The 14,956-nt window shown below is 46.8% G+C and carries 19 protein-coding genes; all 19 read left to right on the top strand.

Annotated elements, in window-relative coordinates; genetic code table 11:
* Window positions 1-56: 56 nt before the first annotated feature.
* A complete protein-coding gene (locus G541_RS0105525; RefSeq protein WP_027826062.1) occupies window positions 57-239 on the top strand; it encodes a hypothetical protein in 183 nt (60 codons plus the stop codon).
* Window positions 240-453: 214 nt separating this feature from the next.
* Window positions 454-1,299 carry a DNA adenine methylase gene (locus G541_RS0105520; protein ID WP_027826784.1) on the top strand — a complete coding sequence of 282 codons (846 nt, stop codon included), beginning with the start codon at window positions 454-456 and terminating at the stop codon, window positions 1,297-1,299.
* A gap of 22 nt (window positions 1,300-1,321) precedes the next feature.
* The gene (locus tag G541_RS0105515) at window positions 1,322-1,663 is read left to right on the top strand and encodes an HNH endonuclease (RefSeq protein ID WP_027826783.1); all 342 of its coding nucleotides are present in this window, start codon (window positions 1,322-1,324) and stop codon (window positions 1,661-1,663) included.
* Between the two features lie 104 nt (window positions 1,664-1,767).
* A complete protein-coding gene (locus G541_RS0105510; RefSeq protein ID WP_027826782.1) occupies window positions 1,768-2,997 on the top strand; it encodes a phage portal protein in 1,230 nt (409 codons plus the stop codon).
* Window positions 2,990-4,099 carry a hypothetical protein gene (locus G541_RS10565; protein WP_202805142.1) on the top strand — a complete coding sequence of 370 codons (1,110 nt, stop codon included), beginning with the start codon at window positions 2,990-2,992 and terminating at the stop codon, window positions 4,097-4,099. The genes G541_RS0105510 and G541_RS10565 overlap by 8 nt, the downstream gene beginning before the upstream one ends.
* A 322-nt stretch (window positions 4,100-4,421) precedes the next feature.
* Window positions 4,422-5,831: a terminase gene (locus tag G541_RS0105495; RefSeq protein WP_027826780.1), complete on the top strand. Its 1,410-nt coding sequence runs from the start codon at window positions 4,422-4,424 to the stop codon at window positions 5,829-5,831.
* 43 nt (window positions 5,832-5,874) lie between these two features.
* On the top strand, window positions 5,875-6,333 hold the full coding sequence (locus G541_RS0105490) for a capsid assembly scaffolding protein Gp46 family protein (RefSeq protein WP_027826779.1): 459 nt from the start codon (window positions 5,875-5,877) through the stop codon (window positions 6,331-6,333).
* A 5-nt stretch (window positions 6,334-6,338) separates the two neighbouring features.
* Window positions 6,339-7,256 (top strand): phage major capsid protein, encoded by a 918-nt coding sequence (locus G541_RS0105485; protein ID WP_027826778.1) that lies wholly within the window; start codon window positions 6,339-6,341, stop codon window positions 7,254-7,256.
* Window positions 7,257-7,271: 15 nt separating this feature from the next.
* Entirely contained in the window at window positions 7,272-7,460 is a 189-nt protein-coding gene (locus G541_RS0105480) for a HeH/LEM domain-containing protein (RefSeq protein WP_027826777.1), read from the top strand.
* 11 nt (window positions 7,461-7,471) lie between these two features.
* Entirely contained in the window at window positions 7,472-7,867 is a 396-nt protein-coding gene (locus G541_RS0105475) for a phage Gp19/Gp15/Gp42 family protein (protein ID WP_027826776.1), read from the top strand.
* Window positions 7,854-8,192 carry a hypothetical protein gene (locus G541_RS0105470; protein ID WP_027826775.1) on the top strand — a complete coding sequence of 113 codons (339 nt, stop codon included), beginning with the start codon at window positions 7,854-7,856 and terminating at the stop codon, window positions 8,190-8,192. Before G541_RS0105475 ends, G541_RS0105470 begins: the two co-directional genes overlap by 14 nt.
* Window positions 8,185-8,421, top strand: a complete 237-nt coding sequence (locus G541_RS0105465; protein ID WP_027826774.1) for a hypothetical protein — start codon at window positions 8,185-8,187, stop codon at window positions 8,419-8,421. The genes G541_RS0105470 and G541_RS0105465 overlap by 8 nt, the downstream gene beginning before the upstream one ends.
* Window positions 8,422-8,757: a hypothetical protein gene (locus G541_RS0105460; RefSeq protein ID WP_027826773.1), complete on the top strand. Its 336-nt coding sequence runs from the start codon at window positions 8,422-8,424 to the stop codon at window positions 8,755-8,757.
* A 13-nt stretch (window positions 8,758-8,770) separates the two neighbouring features.
* A complete protein-coding gene (locus G541_RS0105455; protein ID WP_027826772.1) occupies window positions 8,771-9,325 on the top strand; it encodes a phage tail tube protein in 555 nt (184 codons plus the stop codon).
* 3 nt (window positions 9,326-9,328) lie between these two features.
* Entirely contained in the window at window positions 9,329-9,583 is a 255-nt protein-coding gene (locus tag G541_RS0105450) for a hypothetical protein (RefSeq protein WP_027826771.1), read from the top strand.
* A gap of 14 nt (window positions 9,584-9,597) precedes the next feature.
* The gene (locus tag G541_RS0105445) at window positions 9,598-9,972 is read left to right on the top strand and encodes a DUF5361 domain-containing protein (protein WP_027826770.1); all 375 of its coding nucleotides are present in this window, start codon (window positions 9,598-9,600) and stop codon (window positions 9,970-9,972) included.
* Window positions 9,962-12,328, top strand: coding sequence for a phage tail protein (locus G541_RS0105440; protein ID WP_027826769.1), 2,367 nt, complete (start codon window positions 9,962-9,964; stop codon window positions 12,326-12,328). The genes G541_RS0105445 and G541_RS0105440 overlap by 11 nt, the downstream gene beginning before the upstream one ends.
* Window positions 12,315-13,028, top strand: a complete 714-nt coding sequence (locus G541_RS0105435; RefSeq protein ID WP_027826768.1) for a hypothetical protein — start codon at window positions 12,315-12,317, stop codon at window positions 13,026-13,028. Before G541_RS0105440 ends, G541_RS0105435 begins: the two co-directional genes overlap by 14 nt.
* Window position 13,029: 1 nt before the next feature.
* Window positions 13,030-14,946: a phage tail spike protein gene (locus G541_RS10625; protein ID WP_081654787.1), complete on the top strand. Its 1,917-nt coding sequence runs from the start codon at window positions 13,030-13,032 to the stop codon at window positions 14,944-14,946.
* The last annotated feature ends 10 nt before the right edge of the window (window positions 14,947-14,956 follow it).

The raw sequence follows: 14,956 nt of genomic DNA, 5'->3' as shown, positions 1-14,956 counted from the left end.
AGCGCGATATAAGAAAGTTAAAAAACGCAATCAAGAGTTAAAGGATGTACTAAAAGATGACGACCAAATTAAGTGATGCAAAAAAGAAAGCTAACAAAAAATGGGACGACAAAAACAAGGAAAAGAAACGTCTGTACCAATATCGTTCCTATGCTAAAAAATACGTCAGAGAGCTTGCCAGCAAAAATGATCTGTTAGAATTAAAAGCGATGATTGAGGAACGATTAAGTCAATTATAAATCCGTGCAGAATTTGTGCAGATTTCGTGCAGAGAAATAAGTTATATTGGTAGTGTAGAAAGATTGGTAAGATCTTTCTACTCAGATCATTCTTTAAGATAGTGTGTGTACCATGATGTACACTGAGTTGGCTTGCTCATAAAATTAAGCCTCCAGCTAATCATATACATGCCTACCCACGGCAACGGGTAGGCTTTTTTATTGAGGAGATTTTATGAGTCATTTTTTGAAATTGGATGAAAAAAAGATCAGGAAAGGGAAACCAATTGGGCTCCCTTATATAGGAAGCAAGAAAAAAATATCTAAAAAAATTGTAGAAATAATTAAACAAAACTTTGGGACTGGCTTACCAGTTTATGATGTTTTTGGTGGCGGTGGTGCAATTACTGCAGAGCTGTTATTGAATGGAATTCCAGTACATTACAATGACTTAGACAGCAATATCACAGAAATGTTTATGCGAGTTGTTTCGCAAGACCGCGAGTGGCTCAAAACATTAATTGTTTCTCGAGATGATTTTTTTATCATCCGCGATAAGAAAAACGAAACGGTAGATGACAGACTGAAATTGTTGATCAATTCCTTTGGCAACACCTCAAGGAGTTATTTATATGGCGAAAAATGGTCTGATGAAAAATATAATCTTGCGACTAGAATTATAAAAGAGCATGACGTTTTTGGTGGTTATAAACGAACAGAAACATACAAGACGGCCACCAGATTAGAACAACTGGAACGTCTGCAACAACTGGAACGTCTGCAACAACTGGAAGTTACCAATCACGATTACAAAGCATTCTCAAATGTAGAGAATGCTATTTTTTATCTTGACCCACCGTATGAGAATACAAAGAACTTATACAATTTTAAGTTCGATCATCAGTCGTTTTACGATTGGTGTGTGGAGATGGCAAAGAAAAATATTGTAATTGTTTCAAGCTATGTGATTACAGACCCACGTTTTGAAATTGCTTTCGAGTTTAAAAAGGCCCACGGCACTTTGGGTCGTGGACAACAGACATCGAAGTATGAGCGTCTGTATATGATTAAAAACAATTAAATACCCCCGGGGAGGTGATTCAATGCGCCGGGCGGATAGGGTCGGGAAGCATCGTACTGCTTTCGATAAGAACAAGAAAAGAATACTAATGACTGCTACTCTCTGTGGTATCTGTGGCAAGCCAGTCGACAAGAAACTCAAGCCACCAGATCCATTGAGTCCAGTCATTGATCACATAATTCCAATCAGCAAAGGTGGTCATCCATCAGCGATAGACAACCTACAGCTGGCTCACTGGCAGTGCAATCGCCAGAAGTCAGACAAACTATTTAACAATAAAAATGATAAAAACAGTGGCAAGCCAGAGATTATCGGGAATAGGAATTTGCCACAGACAATTTCGTGGAAAAATTATCGCGGTTGATCGGTCGAAAAAGGGAGGGGGGTACCCACCCCCCGGGGCTTTGCCCCGTCCTTCACGCCGTCACTGCACATTTTTTCGCGCGCCAATTGAAAGGAGTTGATAAAATGGCGTATAAAGGTATGGATTATCTTAAAAGCAAGCTGGCTAGCAAGCGTCAGCGCGTTAATCTGCGCTATAAGCACTACGCCATGCAGCACAGAGAGCCTGATGTCGGGATAACCATCCCGCCGTCAATCCGCTTACGCTATACGGCAGTTTTAGGCTGGTGTGCTAAGGGTGTGGATGCCCTGGCAGATCGCCTTGTTTTTCGCGAGTTTGAGCATGATGATTTCGAAGTAAATGAAATTTTTCATGCTAACAACCCGGACATCTTTTTTGACAGTACGGTGTTGTCGGCCCTGATTGCGTCATGCTGTTTCGTCTATATCTCGGCCGATGAAACAGGACTCCCTCGTCTCCAGGTAATCGAAGCCAGCAACGCCACGGGTGTGATCGACCCGATCACAGGCTTACTGACTGAGGGCTACGCCGTTTTATCGCGTGACGACTACGGCAATCCTGATCTGGAAGCATACTTTTTACCAGATCAAACCGTTTACTACCCGAAGCGTGGCGATTCGTACAGTATCAGCAACCCGACCGGACGTCCGCTGTTGGTGCCAGTCATCCATAGACCCGATGCCGTCCGACCATTTGGACGGTCACGCATTACACGCTCAGCGATGTACTATCAAAAATATGCTAAGCGGACGATGGAGCGGGCTGACATCACAGCCGAGTTTTACTCATTCCCGCAAAAGTACGTGGTTGGGCTCTCCCAGGATGCCGAACCAATGGACAGCTGGCGGGCAACGATTTCAAGCATGCTCCAGTTTACTAAGGACGATGACGGCGACAAGCCAGTCCTCGGGCAGTTTACCACGCCTAGCATGTCGCCATTTACGGAGCAACTGCGGACAGCTGCTGCTGGCTTCGCAGGCGAGATGGGGCTTACCTTAGACGACCTCGGTTTCGTGTCGGACAATCCGTCCAGCGTGGAAGCCATCAAGGCAAGCCACGAAGGATTGCGCCTGGCAGGTAAAAAAGCCCAGCGCAGCATTGGCTCTGGGCTCTTAAATGTGGCTTATGTGTCAGCTTGCTTGCGTGACGGCTTTCAGTATGAGCGGACCCGCTTTATGGACACCGTGCCAAAGTGGGAACCACTGTTTGAAGCTGATGCCAGTGCCTTAGGATTAATCGGGGACGCAGCAATCAAGCTCAATCAAGCCGTGCCAGGGTTGGTTGATGAAAGCATGGTCCGCGACTACACAGGGCTAGGTGGTAAGCATGACTGATATCGTACCTGAGCTTTTAGAGGCAATCAAAAAAGACTTTGAAAAACAGCGCGTGGACTCCAAAAAGATCCAGGCGCTTTTAAAATTGCTGGAAGACGGCCAAGCAACTTATAAAGACGCCCACGCCTACGCTGTGGAGGTCGGAGAGATACTATCTAAGGTGCTTAACGTCCACATCACAGCAGAGACTTTGCCTGATGGTAAGATGTATTTCAACATTGCCGACCGGGTGCTTAACGAAACATTGAAAAATAATTACTCTCTCGTCTCTGATTATACAGAGGGCGTGCAGGCTAGACTTAATCGTCAGGTAGGATTGAAACTGCGGGCCCAGCGTCCTGACTTTGACCAGGACCGGGTAAAGGGGTTTGTCAATAAGCTGAGCAGTGCCGATGATTTTACGGACGTGCAGTGGGTCTTAGGCGATCCGATGGTTAATTTCACGCAGTCAGTTGTGGATGAAGCTATCAAGAAAAATGCAAAGTTTCACAGTGACGCCGGTATGAAGGCAGTCATTAAGCGCCAGGTTAAAGGTAAAGCGTGTGACTGGTGCCGTGGTTTGGAAGGAACTTACGATTATCCAAAAGGGACACCAAATGAAGTCTTTCATCGGCATGAAAACTGTCGGTGTGTGACGGAGTACTATCCAGAAAAAAAGAAAGCACGGCAGGATGTGTGGAGCAAACAATGGCGAAAAACATCGATCCATGATATTCTAAAAGAGGAGAAACGTCGCGATACTTTACCACTTGAAGATATTCAACTGCCTAAGTCTCTGAGTGCCAAAGCTCGGGATGTTTATGTCAAAAAGTATTATGGTGTGAAAAGAAATCCGTTAGACCTAGAAGAAACATATAAGATCAGACCGGGATCAACGATCACAAACGTTGAGGTGATTGCTGGCAAAGGTGTTAGAGCACCAATAAGAGATATAGCTCGTTTGGTAAGAGAGAACCCCGGAAGCATTAAAAGAAACTGGCAAAAAGTAAAGGGTTGGGCATTTTTACAAGATTTAGAAGGTAATGATATAGGTGAATTTGAGGTCCATTGGTATCAATGCGAAAATGTTGGAAAAATAGAGTTTAAACTAAAAGAATGGTGAAATAAATGAAAACACTGGAAGTTACTTTTCTTGGTGAAACTTGTTTAGCTTTTGACAAAGGAAAAACGTACATTGCAACTAGTTATGATCCGAGAATAGATTGCATTGGTGTAATTGATGAAAGTGGAGAAGCTTACTTATATTCTCCGCGAGCATTCAAGATCCATGGGGACTATAAACAGTTACCTATAAAAGATAATAGAGTTAGAAGATAGTCAACAGCACTAGCCATAAAAATTGGCCAGTGCTATTTTTATACCCTAATTTAAGGAGGTGATGCGATTGATTCACTAATCTTTTAAAAGATTGAAAGGAGCAAAGTATGGCTAATCAAAAAAGAATTGGCAGACAAACTCCGACTCAATCGGTAATAATTCCATATCAAAAAACGCTGAGCGACGAAGCGGTGGCGTACTATGAACGGTCCGGTCTTTCTTGCTATGAATGGCAGAAAAACTTACTGGATCCGATCATGGCTGTGGATGATGACGGTTTGTGGGTACACCAAAAATTTGGCTACGCTATACCACGGCGGAACGGAAAAACCGAAGTCATCTATATGAAAGAAATCTGGGCGTTGGAGCAGGGCTTAAATGTCCTCCACACAGCGCACCTGATCTCGACGTCACATTCGTCCTTTGAAAAAGTGAAGCGATACTTAGAAAAATCAGGCTACAAAAACGGCGATGATTTCAATTCGATTAAGGCGAAGGGCCAAGAACGGATTGAGCTTTTTAAATCGGGTGGCGTTATCCAGTTTCGCACGCGAACATCATCTGGCGGGCTGGGTGAAGGCTTTGACCTGATGATTATCGATGAAGCGCAAGAGTACACCACCGACCAGGAAGCAGCCTTAAAGTACACTGTCACGGACTCAGACAATCCGCAAACCATCATGTGTGGGACACCACCCACACCAACCTCCAGCGGGACAGTCTTTACCGACTACCGTGATGATGTGCTGACTAATCACCCTGAGTACTTTGGCTGGGCAGAGTGGTCGGTTACTGAGCAAAAAGAAATCCACGATGTGGACGCTTGGTATAACTCAAATCCATCTCTCGGCTACCACTTGACTGAGCGGAAGATAAAAGCCGAGCTTGGGAAAGATAAGCTAGACCACAATATCCAGCGTCTGGGGTATTGGCCAAAGTACAATCAGAAATCAGCCATCACGGAAGGTGAATGGTCAGCCTTAAAGGTCCAGGAACTGCCACAGTTCGCTGGGCCTCTTTATGTGGGCATTAAGTACGGCAACGATAATACCAATGTGGCTATGAGTGTGGCTGTCAGGACTGCTGACGAGCGTATCTTTATCGAAACGCTGGACTGCCAGCCCGTTCGCAATGGCAATTCCTGGATTATCGACTTTATCAGGCAAGCTGACGTGGCCAAGGTCGTCATTGACGGCGCTAATGGGCAAAAAATCCTGGCGGACGAGATGAAAGATTACAGGCTCAAACGGCCGATTCTCCCGACCGTCCGCGAGATCATCGTTGCTAACTCCCTATGGAGCCAGGCGATTTACCAGCAAACACTTTGCCACAATGACCAGCCATCACTGACTAAGGTCGTGACTAACTGCGATAAGCGGGCAATCGGGTCAAACGGTGGCTTTGGGTATCGCTCCCAGTTTGATGATATGGATATCAGTCTTATGGACAGTGCCTTACTGGCACACTGGGCATGCTTTAATAGCAAGCCTAAGCACAAGCAAAAAATTATATATTAAATTACCGAACGCACGGGAAATGCGGAGAAAGGATGTTTTTTAGATGCCATTTAAAGCAATCGAAACACAAGAAGAGTTGGATGCAATCATCAAGGATCGGCTTAATCGCCAAAAAGAAAAGTATGAGGCAAAGCTGACTGACTACGACCAACTCAAAACTCAAAATGAGGAACTTAACGCGCGTCTAGCTGAAAGCAAATCAGCGTTGGAAGAAGCCAAAGGTAAAGACCAAACAATCGCAGACTTACAAGGTAAGGTTAAGGGGTATGAACAATCCCAGTTGCGGACAAAAATTGCCTTACAGAGTGGTTTGCCGTTTGATTTGGCTGACCGTTTGGCTGGCGACAATGAAGAAGAGCTTAAAGCAGACGCTGAGCGATTGGCCGGGTACTTAGCACCAAAGGAACCAGTCGCACCATTGAAATCTGTTGAAGAAAAACCAGTCACGGGGACACAAGCAGCCTACCGTGACATGCTAGAAGGATTAAATAAAGGAGAATAAATATTATGGCAAATAACGCATTACAAGCAGGTACGCTTTTTACACCAGAATTAGTCACTGAACTTTTTAACAAGGTACAAGGCACGTCCGTCTTAGCTAAGTTATCAGGTCAAACACCAATTCCATTTAATGGCACTGAGCAATTTGTTTTTAACTTAGAAGGTAACGCGCAAATCGTTGGCGAAGGCGAACAAAAGTCAGCCGGGAAGGCAACACTCACATCTAAGGTTATCAAGCCGTTGAAATTCGTTTACCAAGCTCGTGTATCTGATGAATTTAAACTCGCTACTGAAGAAAAGCAAATTCAATACTTGCAAGCCTTCAGTGATGGGTTTGCCAAGAAGATCGCCGAAGCCTTTGACATTGCAGCATTACACGGCTTAGAACCAAAGTCGTTGACTGACGCCTCTTTCAAGGCTACTAACTCTTTTGACGGCCAAATTACTGGCAATGCCGAAAAGTATGATGCTGCAAAGATTGACGAAAATATCGAAACAGCAATCCGGATGGTAACTGCCAAGGGTGGCGTAGTAAACGGCTTAGCTTTATCCCCAGAAGGCGGTCAAGCTTTGGCAGCTATGAAGGTTGGGGACGAAAATACTAACAAGACACCACTTTACCCAGAATTTAAGTTTGGCCAAACCCCTGATAATTTTTACGGCATGAACTTGGGCATTAACCGCAACCTTACTGTTAAGGGTGGCACAGCCAAGACTGACCATGCAATCGTTGGCGATTTCCAAAATGCCTTTAAGTGGGGCTACGCAGGTAACATCCCTCTCGAAGTTATCGAATACGGGGACCCAGACGGAGTAGGTCGCGACCTTAAGGCATTCAATGAAGTTTGCTTGCGTGCCGAAGCATTTATCGGCTGGGGTATCTTAGACACTGATGCCTTTGCACGTGTGGAAGTTCAAGCCTAAAAGGGGTGCTAAGTGATGAGATATCAGGACAAAAAAACTGGCGCTATCATCATCACTGATTGCATCATTTATGGTGACTGGGTGCCAGTCGATGCCATTGACTGGACAGCTAAGAGCGTGGCTGACATCAAGGCTGAGCTCGACAAGCTGGGAATTGACTACCCAGCCAAAGCTAAAAAGCAAGAGCTACTAGATCTACTCTAGGAGGTGATACCATGGCAGACTTTGCGACGGTTGACGATTTAGCGAAGCTGTGGCGACCTTTAAAGCCGTCCGAAGAAGAGCGGGCGACCGATTTACTAGCGGTAGTATCTGACTCTCTCCGTGTGGAAGCTGAAAAGGTCGGCAAAGACTTAGATCAGATGATCGCTGAAAGTGTGAGTCTGGCGTCGGTGGCCAAGTCCGTGACAGTCGATGTGGTCGCTCGCACCTTGATGACGTCCACGGATCAGGAGCCAATGACGCAGGTCACAGAGAGTGCTCTCGGGTACTCTTATACTGGCTCTTTCTTGGTGCCTGGGGGTGGGCTTTTCATCAAGGATAGCGAACTCAAGCGCCTAGGTTTAAAACGCCAGCGGTATGGGGTGGTGGACTTTTATGAGCATGATTAAAGGTATCACCGTCACGCTAATCGATCACATTCCAGACGGTAAAGACGCCTTTGGCGCGCCAATTTATCGCACGGAAGAAATCTCCGTGGATAATGTACTGGTGACTCCGTCCACATCAGACGATGTGACAACCCAGCTTAATTTGACCGGTAAAAAGGCGGTCTACACTCTGGCGATCCCGAAAGGCGATTCGCACGACTGGAAAGACAAGGAAGTCCGCTTTTTTGGTCAGCGCTGGCGCGTTTTTGGTTACCCGACTAAGGGCATTGATGACTTAATCCCACTGGCATGGAATACGAAAGTGATGGTGGAGCAGTATGAATAACTTTAAATTCAAACTCAATCAGGCGGGCGTCCGTGAGTTGATGCGGAGTTCAGCCATGCAAGCGATCCTGACGGGCAAAGCGTCCGCTATCCAGGCACGGTGTGGCAGTGGGTATAAGCAAGACATCTACGTCGGTGCCAACCGGGCTAACGCCATGGTTTACGCAGCGACTAAAAAAGCTAAGATCGAAAACAAGAAAAATAACACACTATTAAAGGCGGTGCATTAGGTGATTGAGCTAACTATTAAAAAATACTTAGACGGCCACTTAGATGTGCCGTCTTTTTTAGAACGTCAGGCGAATATGCCTGACAAGTTCGTGCTGTATGAAAAAACGGGCGGAGGCAAGCGGAACCATTTGCAGACAGCGACTTTCGCTTTTCAGAGTTACGCTCCCTCGCTGTATCAGGCGGCCGAGCTTAATGAAATCCTGAAAAATGTAGTCGAAGGAATGGTTATCCTCCCTGAAATCATCAGCGTGGAGCTTAACTCCGACTACAATTTCACGGACACAACAACGAAAGAATACCGCTATCAAGCGGTTTACGACATCAAGTACTATTAGGAGGTATTTATCTATGGCAGATGTAAAAAATGTCACGGCAGCAAAGCCTAAAGTCGGCGGTGCGGTTTACTCCGCTCCGCTCGGGACAGAGCTACCAAAAGACGCAGTCACACCCTTAAATGAAGCTTTTAAAGCTCTGGGGTATATCTCAGACGATGGCTTGTCCAATACTAACAGTCCAGACTCTGACAGCGTGAAGGCGTGGGGTGGGGACACCGTTTTAACTACGCAAACCGAAAAGGAAGATACTTTCAGCTATACGCTGATTGAAGCCCTGAATGTGGATGTTTTAAAGGAAGTGTACGGGGCTGACAATGTCACTGGTACCCTTGAAGATGGGATCGTCATCAAGGCTAACTCCAAAGAGTTACCATCTCACTCGATCGTAGTAGAAACTATCCTCAACGGTGGCGTGCTGAAGCGTGTAGTTTTACCAGTAGCCAAAGTGTCTGAAATCGGGGACATCACTTATTCAGACGGCGACCCAGTCGGTTATGAAATCACCATGCAAGCCATGCCAGATAGTGACGGTAACACGCACTATGAATACATCAAAAAGGGGGCTTAATCGATGATTAAAGGTAAGACAAAAACAGGCTTTTTCTATGAAATCGATGAAGCTACACTAGACGACTACGAAACCGTGGAACTTTTGGGCGAGCTCGATGAAAATCCGTTGCTTTTCCCTAAGGTCTTAAAGCGGATCCTGGGGCCAAAGCAAACCATCAAGCTCAAAAACCACGTCCGCGATAAGCAAGGGCATATCCCAGTAAGCAAGATGACCCGAGAAGTTGAAGACATCTTTAAAGCTCAGGTAAAAAAATAATTTTTCTCGCCAGCATTATCAAACGCGATGAGGACGCAATGATTTGCGACTTGGCAGAAACCTATCACATCTACGACTACAAACAGCTACCCGCTCGTAGGGTGGCTGTTTTTGTGTATGGACTACGGGAAACATCCCGCGTCAAGATGGCACTCAGTGATAATCCGCTGGGATTCGACACCATGCTACTGGCAGGGATTGCGGACAGACTGTCCACTTTGATCTGGTTCAAGACCAAAGATGGGCAGCGTGGACGTAATCAGCCACCGTATATCGTCGATAGTCTGATGAAGGTAACTGCTAAGAAAGAAAATGTCGCGTTTGAAACTGGCGAGGACTTTGAAACTGCAAAGGAAGCCATTTTAGGAGGTGAGGCTTATGGCGACTGAGCTCGGTCAAGCGTATGTACAAATCATGCCGTCCGCACGGGGCATTAGTGGCATGATTAAAAACCAAATCGAACCAGAAGCCGCGTCCGCAGGGGCAGGCGCTGGTATGAGCTTAGGGGGCAGGATGGTTGCGGCAGTAAGTGCCGCGATTGCAGCCGCTCAGATCGGTAAGTTCTTCGCTGCGTCGATCTCTGAAGGGTCTGCTTTGCAGCAATCCCTCGGCGGGGTTGAAACTTTATTTAAAGGTAGTGCAAATCGGGTTAAGCAATACGCTGCACAGGCCTATAAGACCTCAGGGGTATCTGCTAATGCCTACATGGAAAATGTGACCTCGTTTGCGGCGTCATTGGTATCTTCATTGGGTGGTAACACCAAAAAGGCGGCCGACTTAGCAAACACAGCCATGGTTGACATGTCTGACAATGCCAACAAAATGGGTACGGACATGGACTTGATCCAGCAAACGTACCAATCTCTGGCACGTGGCAACTACGCTATGCTGGACAACTTGAAGCTAGGCTATGGCGGGACTAAGTCTGAAATGGAACGATTGATGGCAGACGCTGAGAAGCTAACCGGCGAGCACTATACCGTTGGGGACTTTGCGGACACCGTAAAAGCCATCCACGCTGTGCAAGAGAGCCTGGGTATCACTGGGACGACCGCAAAGGAAGCGTCGACCACGCTTAGTGGCTCGATGAACGCAATGAAAGCGGCTTTTCAAGATGTGCTGGGTAACCTAGCACTTGGCAAAGACATTGAGCCGTCGCTTAATGCCTTAGCAGAAACCACGTCGACCTTTTTCTTTGGTAATTTTTTGCCAATGGTGGGGAATATTTTATCCGGATTGCCTAGTGCAATTACGACGTTTTTAGCTGCAGCAGGTCCGCAAATTGCGTCTGGCTTTCAATCGCTTTTTTCAGGGCTCGGAGTGGATATTGATTTTTCAGGGCTAACAGCGAAATTTCAAGGGATTGTAACGGCTGTCCAGCCAGTTATCACTGGTTTGCAAACAGCCTTTGGTCAGATCCCTGGCTTTTTCAGTTCGATCGTTAGCGCCATTACACCGGTCATTGACGCGATCGTCAGTGGCATTGCTCGGATGGATTTTAGTGGCATTCAGACGCTGATTAGCTCGATCATCCCAGCTATCCAGTCTGGATTTTCAATCATGATGAGTATCGTCGGCCCAGCTATCGACGGAGTGGTCAACTCGTTTGTATCGCTGTGGAACGCCGCACAGCCACTAATCTCAGTGCTGAGTGCGGCATTAATGCCGGTGTTTCAAGCGCTAGGATCATTTTTAGGCGGATTTTTTGCTGGTGCACTTGCCGCTGTGAAATTTGCGTTTGACGCTTTAAGCGTGGTTATCCAATTTTTAACACCGATTATCCAGCTGATCGTCATGGCTTTCTCAGCTCTTTCGCCCGTGATTAACTTCGTGGCACAAGTGGTCGGGACTGTGATCGGTGCTTTTAGTGGATTGTCGGCAGTCGGTGGTGTAATGCAAAGAGTTGTTACGACAGCTTGGAATGCTATTCAGGCTGCAATTTCAATCGCTGGCAATTTCATCATCAGCATAATCGGCGGAGTTAAGACTGTTTTTGGCGCTCTAGGCGTTGCCGCAGGTATCATGAAAGGTATCGTCAGTGGTGCCTGGAACGGGCTGAAAGCCGTCATCACTGTGGTGGCCAACGTCATCAAAGGCGCAATCAATGGCGCCAAAGCGACATTTAACGCCTTTGGTAGTGGTGTAGGTGCAGTAGCTGGCAGTGTAAAAGGCTTTATCGGTGGGATTAAATCCACATTTAACTCGCTGAGAAACATCAACCTAGCCAGTGCAGGTAGTGCTATTATTAAAGGTTTCTTAGGTGGATTGCAGTCGGCCTGGAATGCCGGGAAACACTTTATCTCTGGCATCGCTAAGTGGATCAAGGACCACAAAGGACCTATCAGCTACGACAGACGCTTACTGATCCCAGCTGGTAAGGCGATTATGCAAGGGCTGAATGCCGGGTTAATCACAGGCTTTGCAGACGTGAAGTCGAACGTGCTCAACATGGGTCAGGACATCAGCGACCAGCTGGACGTGACGTCCAGTGTGGATTTATCCAGTAAGGCACTGATGTCTAAGCTAGATATCACGTCCACAGTGGCAGATGACAACAAGAAAATGCTGGAGTACCAGCAAATTTTAATTGACGCAGTCGACCGCCTTGGTCAACGTCCGATCCAAACCACCGCTGTGGTTGACGGGTCGAGTTTCAATCGGGAAAACGCACTTTATCAGTCAGCCGAGTCCGCTCGGCGACAGTCCGCAGTAGAGAGGGGGTTGGCTACAGATGTTCGATTCTAAGTATGGGGTATTTTTCAATGGTCATCACTCCAGTGAGTTTGGCTTAATCGCCCTTGAAAATAAAAAGGTAGAGATGCCTGAAAAAAATAAAGTTTTAGTCGACTTGCCATTTGCTAACCACCAGCTTGATCTTTCTACGATCTACGGCGACCAGGTGTATAAAGAGCGCAAGTATACGCAAAAATTTCACTTGCAAGCCGATCAGTATGATAAGGAAGGGCTCTATCGTCTATGGACGCAGGTCGTCAACTGGCTTATGGATCCAGCGACAAAAACGCCACTCTTTGACGATGTCATGCACCGCTACTACTACTTGGCTGAGGTGCAAAAGCCACCAGAATACGATGAAATGCTACATTGGGGCACGCTCACGGTTGAGTGGACGTGCTATCCTTTTAGGATCTCGTCTATACCCGAGGGTGATGACGACTGGGACACTTTCGACTTTGACTTCGATATCGCACAGGATGTCACCTACCAAGTCGACGGTATGGTCACTCTCTCACTCTATAATGTGGGAGCGTCCACAGCTGACATTGTCGTGGATTGCACCGCCCCGATGACGATCTCGATCGGCGGAAAAATCTTTACTGTGCCAGCAGGTAAAAGTAAAGGGATCCCGCTTTTTAAAGGCAAAAATGCTGTCACCGTGTGGGGGTCAGGGCGGATTGATTTTATCTTTTATAAGGAGCTGATCTAAGATGTACCAAGTGACTTTACGACAGCTAGACGGTCAGCCGATTGTCATCCACAGTGCGTACGTCGACACGGTCAAGCTGACTGAAGCCAAGATCACGAAAGCAGTAAACTCAATCGAAAAGTTTGAGTTTACATGCACGCCTGAAAACCCCGCTTACGACAGCTGTCATCCCTTTACTTCAATGGTCGAAGTTACCAAAGATGGCACAGTGCTCTTTCGTGGGCGGGTGCTGAAAGTTGACAGCTCCATGGACACGAACGGGAAGCTGACCAAAGATGTTACTTGTGAAGGCGAACTGGCTTATTTGCACGATAGCTATCAGAACTACGGTAAATGGCAAAACATCAGCCCCGCTGATTTTTTTAAGCGCCTGATTGATGTCCATAACAGCCAGGTTGAGCCGTATAAACGATTTACGGTCGGGACTGTCACAGTGACGGATCCAAACAACTCGATCTATCGGTATACAGCTGAAGAAACGAGTACCTTTGACACGATCACAGATAAACTGATCAAGCGGATGGGTGGCGAACTTCAGCTGACACGACGTGGGGACGACCTTTATCTCGACTATGTAAAGGCACCAGTGAAGTATGGTAAGCAGACTATCGCACTCACACGAAACATCCGCAGTCTAAAGCAATCGGTGGACGCTAGCGAGATCATCACAGTCTTAAAACCGCTAGGAAAAACTCAGCAAACCCAGAGCCAAGAAAACGCTGGGACAGACGCCAGTCAGCCACGCCTGACGATTGCTAGTGTCAACGGTGGTAATAAATGGCTCCGTGATGAAGCTAAAATTCGTGAGTTTGGTATCCAGTCAGGGGTACAGACCTGGGATGATGTGACCGACGCAAACAACCTGATCCGTAAAGGGCGGGAGTTTTTGGCTAGTCAAAAGACAGCCACAGTTCAGTACCAAGTCGAAGCAATCGACCTGGCTTTGATCGACAAAACTGTTGATGACTTCGAGTGTGGCACTTACTATCGTGTGATAAACCCCGTCATGGGCGTGGACGAATATCTGCGCGCAGTTGGGCAGACGATCGACATCGTTGATGTCACACGGTCAACTTTGACCATTGGCGACCGAATGCTGAGCCAGGAAGAACTGACTTTACAAGCCAAAAAAGAGATCTTAGCCAGTCAAACCGACCGGCAAAGTATCATCGACTTTGAGCACCACTTTGCTGACTTAGATGCAGAGAGTGAAGAAGTAAAAAAGATCATCGCCGACTTGCAAAAGCAGGTCGAAGCGCTGAAAAATCAAACGAACCCACGGCCAACCCACATCGGCAAAATTATTGACGTGTCTGAGTGGCAAGGGTCGATTGATTGGCCGGCGGTAATTGCAGATGATACCACGCTCAGCATTATTCGAGTTCAAGATGGGTCAAGCCATCAGGATCTGAAGTATATGGAAAATATCCAGGGAGTGATCAATGCCGGCGGACGCTATGCTGTATATGCTTACTTTCGCGCGGTGTCGACTGCTGACGCCCAGGTCGAAGCTCAGGACTTTTATGATCGGGTGCAAAGGGTTGTGGCTGGTAAGCAGCAACCCGTTTTTTATGCCTTGGATATTGAAAGTATCGAGATGAGCGGAAGTGCCAGTGCTATGCGCGGTGGTGTGGAAGCTTATATGAATAAATTGAACTCGCTGGGGATCCCTGATAGCCAGATCGTGCTCTATATCGCCAATCACTTGTATGACACCTTTAGCCTTAACGTTGCTCGTCCTGGTGCAATTTGGATTCCATCTTATGGGATCAACGACGGGACTCTGGCAGGGAGCCAGAAGCCGTCGCATCCTTACGACTTACACCAATACACTAGCAAAGGTGCGGTTAAGGGGATCGCAGGCAATGTCGATATGAACACGGACCCGAGCGACAGATTTAAACAGCTTTATTTATGAGAGGAGGTAA

This window comes from Ligilactobacillus saerimneri DSM 16049 (genome assembly GCF_000423265.1).
GTDB lineage: Bacteria > Bacillota > Bacilli > Lactobacillales > Lactobacillaceae > Ligilactobacillus > Ligilactobacillus saerimneri.
Note: the sequence above shows the minus strand (reverse complement) of the source record. Positions and strands in the feature narration are given on the sequence as shown.

Coding starts and splice junctions, on each gene's coding strand:
- G541_RS0105520 (WP_027826784.1), top strand. CDS start 454: ATGAGTCATTTTTTGAAATTGGATGAAAAAAAGATCAGGAAAGGGAAA.
- G541_RS0105440 (WP_027826769.1), top strand. CDS start 9,962: ATGGCGACTGAGCTCGGTCAAGCGTATGTACAAATCATGCCGTCCGCA.
- G541_RS0105495 (WP_027826780.1), top strand. CDS start 4,422: ATGGCTAATCAAAAAAGAATTGGCAGACAAACTCCGACTCAATCGGTA.
- G541_RS0105465 (WP_027826774.1), top strand. CDS start 8,185: ATGAATAACTTTAAATTCAAACTCAATCAGGCGGGCGTCCGTGAGTTG.
- G541_RS10565 (WP_202805142.1), top strand. CDS start 2,990: ATGACTGATATCGTACCTGAGCTTTTAGAGGCAATCAAAAAAGACTTT.
- G541_RS0105470 (WP_027826775.1), top strand. CDS start 7,854: ATGAGCATGATTAAAGGTATCACCGTCACGCTAATCGATCACATTCCA.
- G541_RS0105490 (WP_027826779.1), top strand. CDS start 5,875: ATGCCATTTAAAGCAATCGAAACACAAGAAGAGTTGGATGCAATCATC.
- G541_RS0105475 (WP_027826776.1), top strand. CDS start 7,472: ATGGCAGACTTTGCGACGGTTGACGATTTAGCGAAGCTGTGGCGACCT.
- G541_RS0105435 (WP_027826768.1), top strand. CDS start 12,315: ATGTTCGATTCTAAGTATGGGGTATTTTTCAATGGTCATCACTCCAGT.
- G541_RS0105525 (WP_027826062.1), top strand. CDS start 57: ATGACGACCAAATTAAGTGATGCAAAAAAGAAAGCTAACAAAAAATGG.
- G541_RS0105515 (WP_027826783.1), top strand. CDS start 1,322: ATGCGCCGGGCGGATAGGGTCGGGAAGCATCGTACTGCTTTCGATAAG.
- G541_RS0105480 (WP_027826777.1), top strand. CDS start 7,272: ATGAGATATCAGGACAAAAAAACTGGCGCTATCATCATCACTGATTGC.
- G541_RS0105455 (WP_027826772.1), top strand. CDS start 8,771: ATGGCAGATGTAAAAAATGTCACGGCAGCAAAGCCTAAAGTCGGCGGT.
- G541_RS0105485 (WP_027826778.1), top strand. CDS start 6,339: ATGGCAAATAACGCATTACAAGCAGGTACGCTTTTTACACCAGAATTA.
- G541_RS10625 (WP_081654787.1), top strand. CDS start 13,030: ATGTACCAAGTGACTTTACGACAGCTAGACGGTCAGCCGATTGTCATC.
- G541_RS0105450 (WP_027826771.1), top strand. CDS start 9,329: ATGATTAAAGGTAAGACAAAAACAGGCTTTTTCTATGAAATCGATGAA.
- G541_RS0105510 (WP_027826782.1), top strand. CDS start 1,768: ATGGCGTATAAAGGTATGGATTATCTTAAAAGCAAGCTGGCTAGCAAG.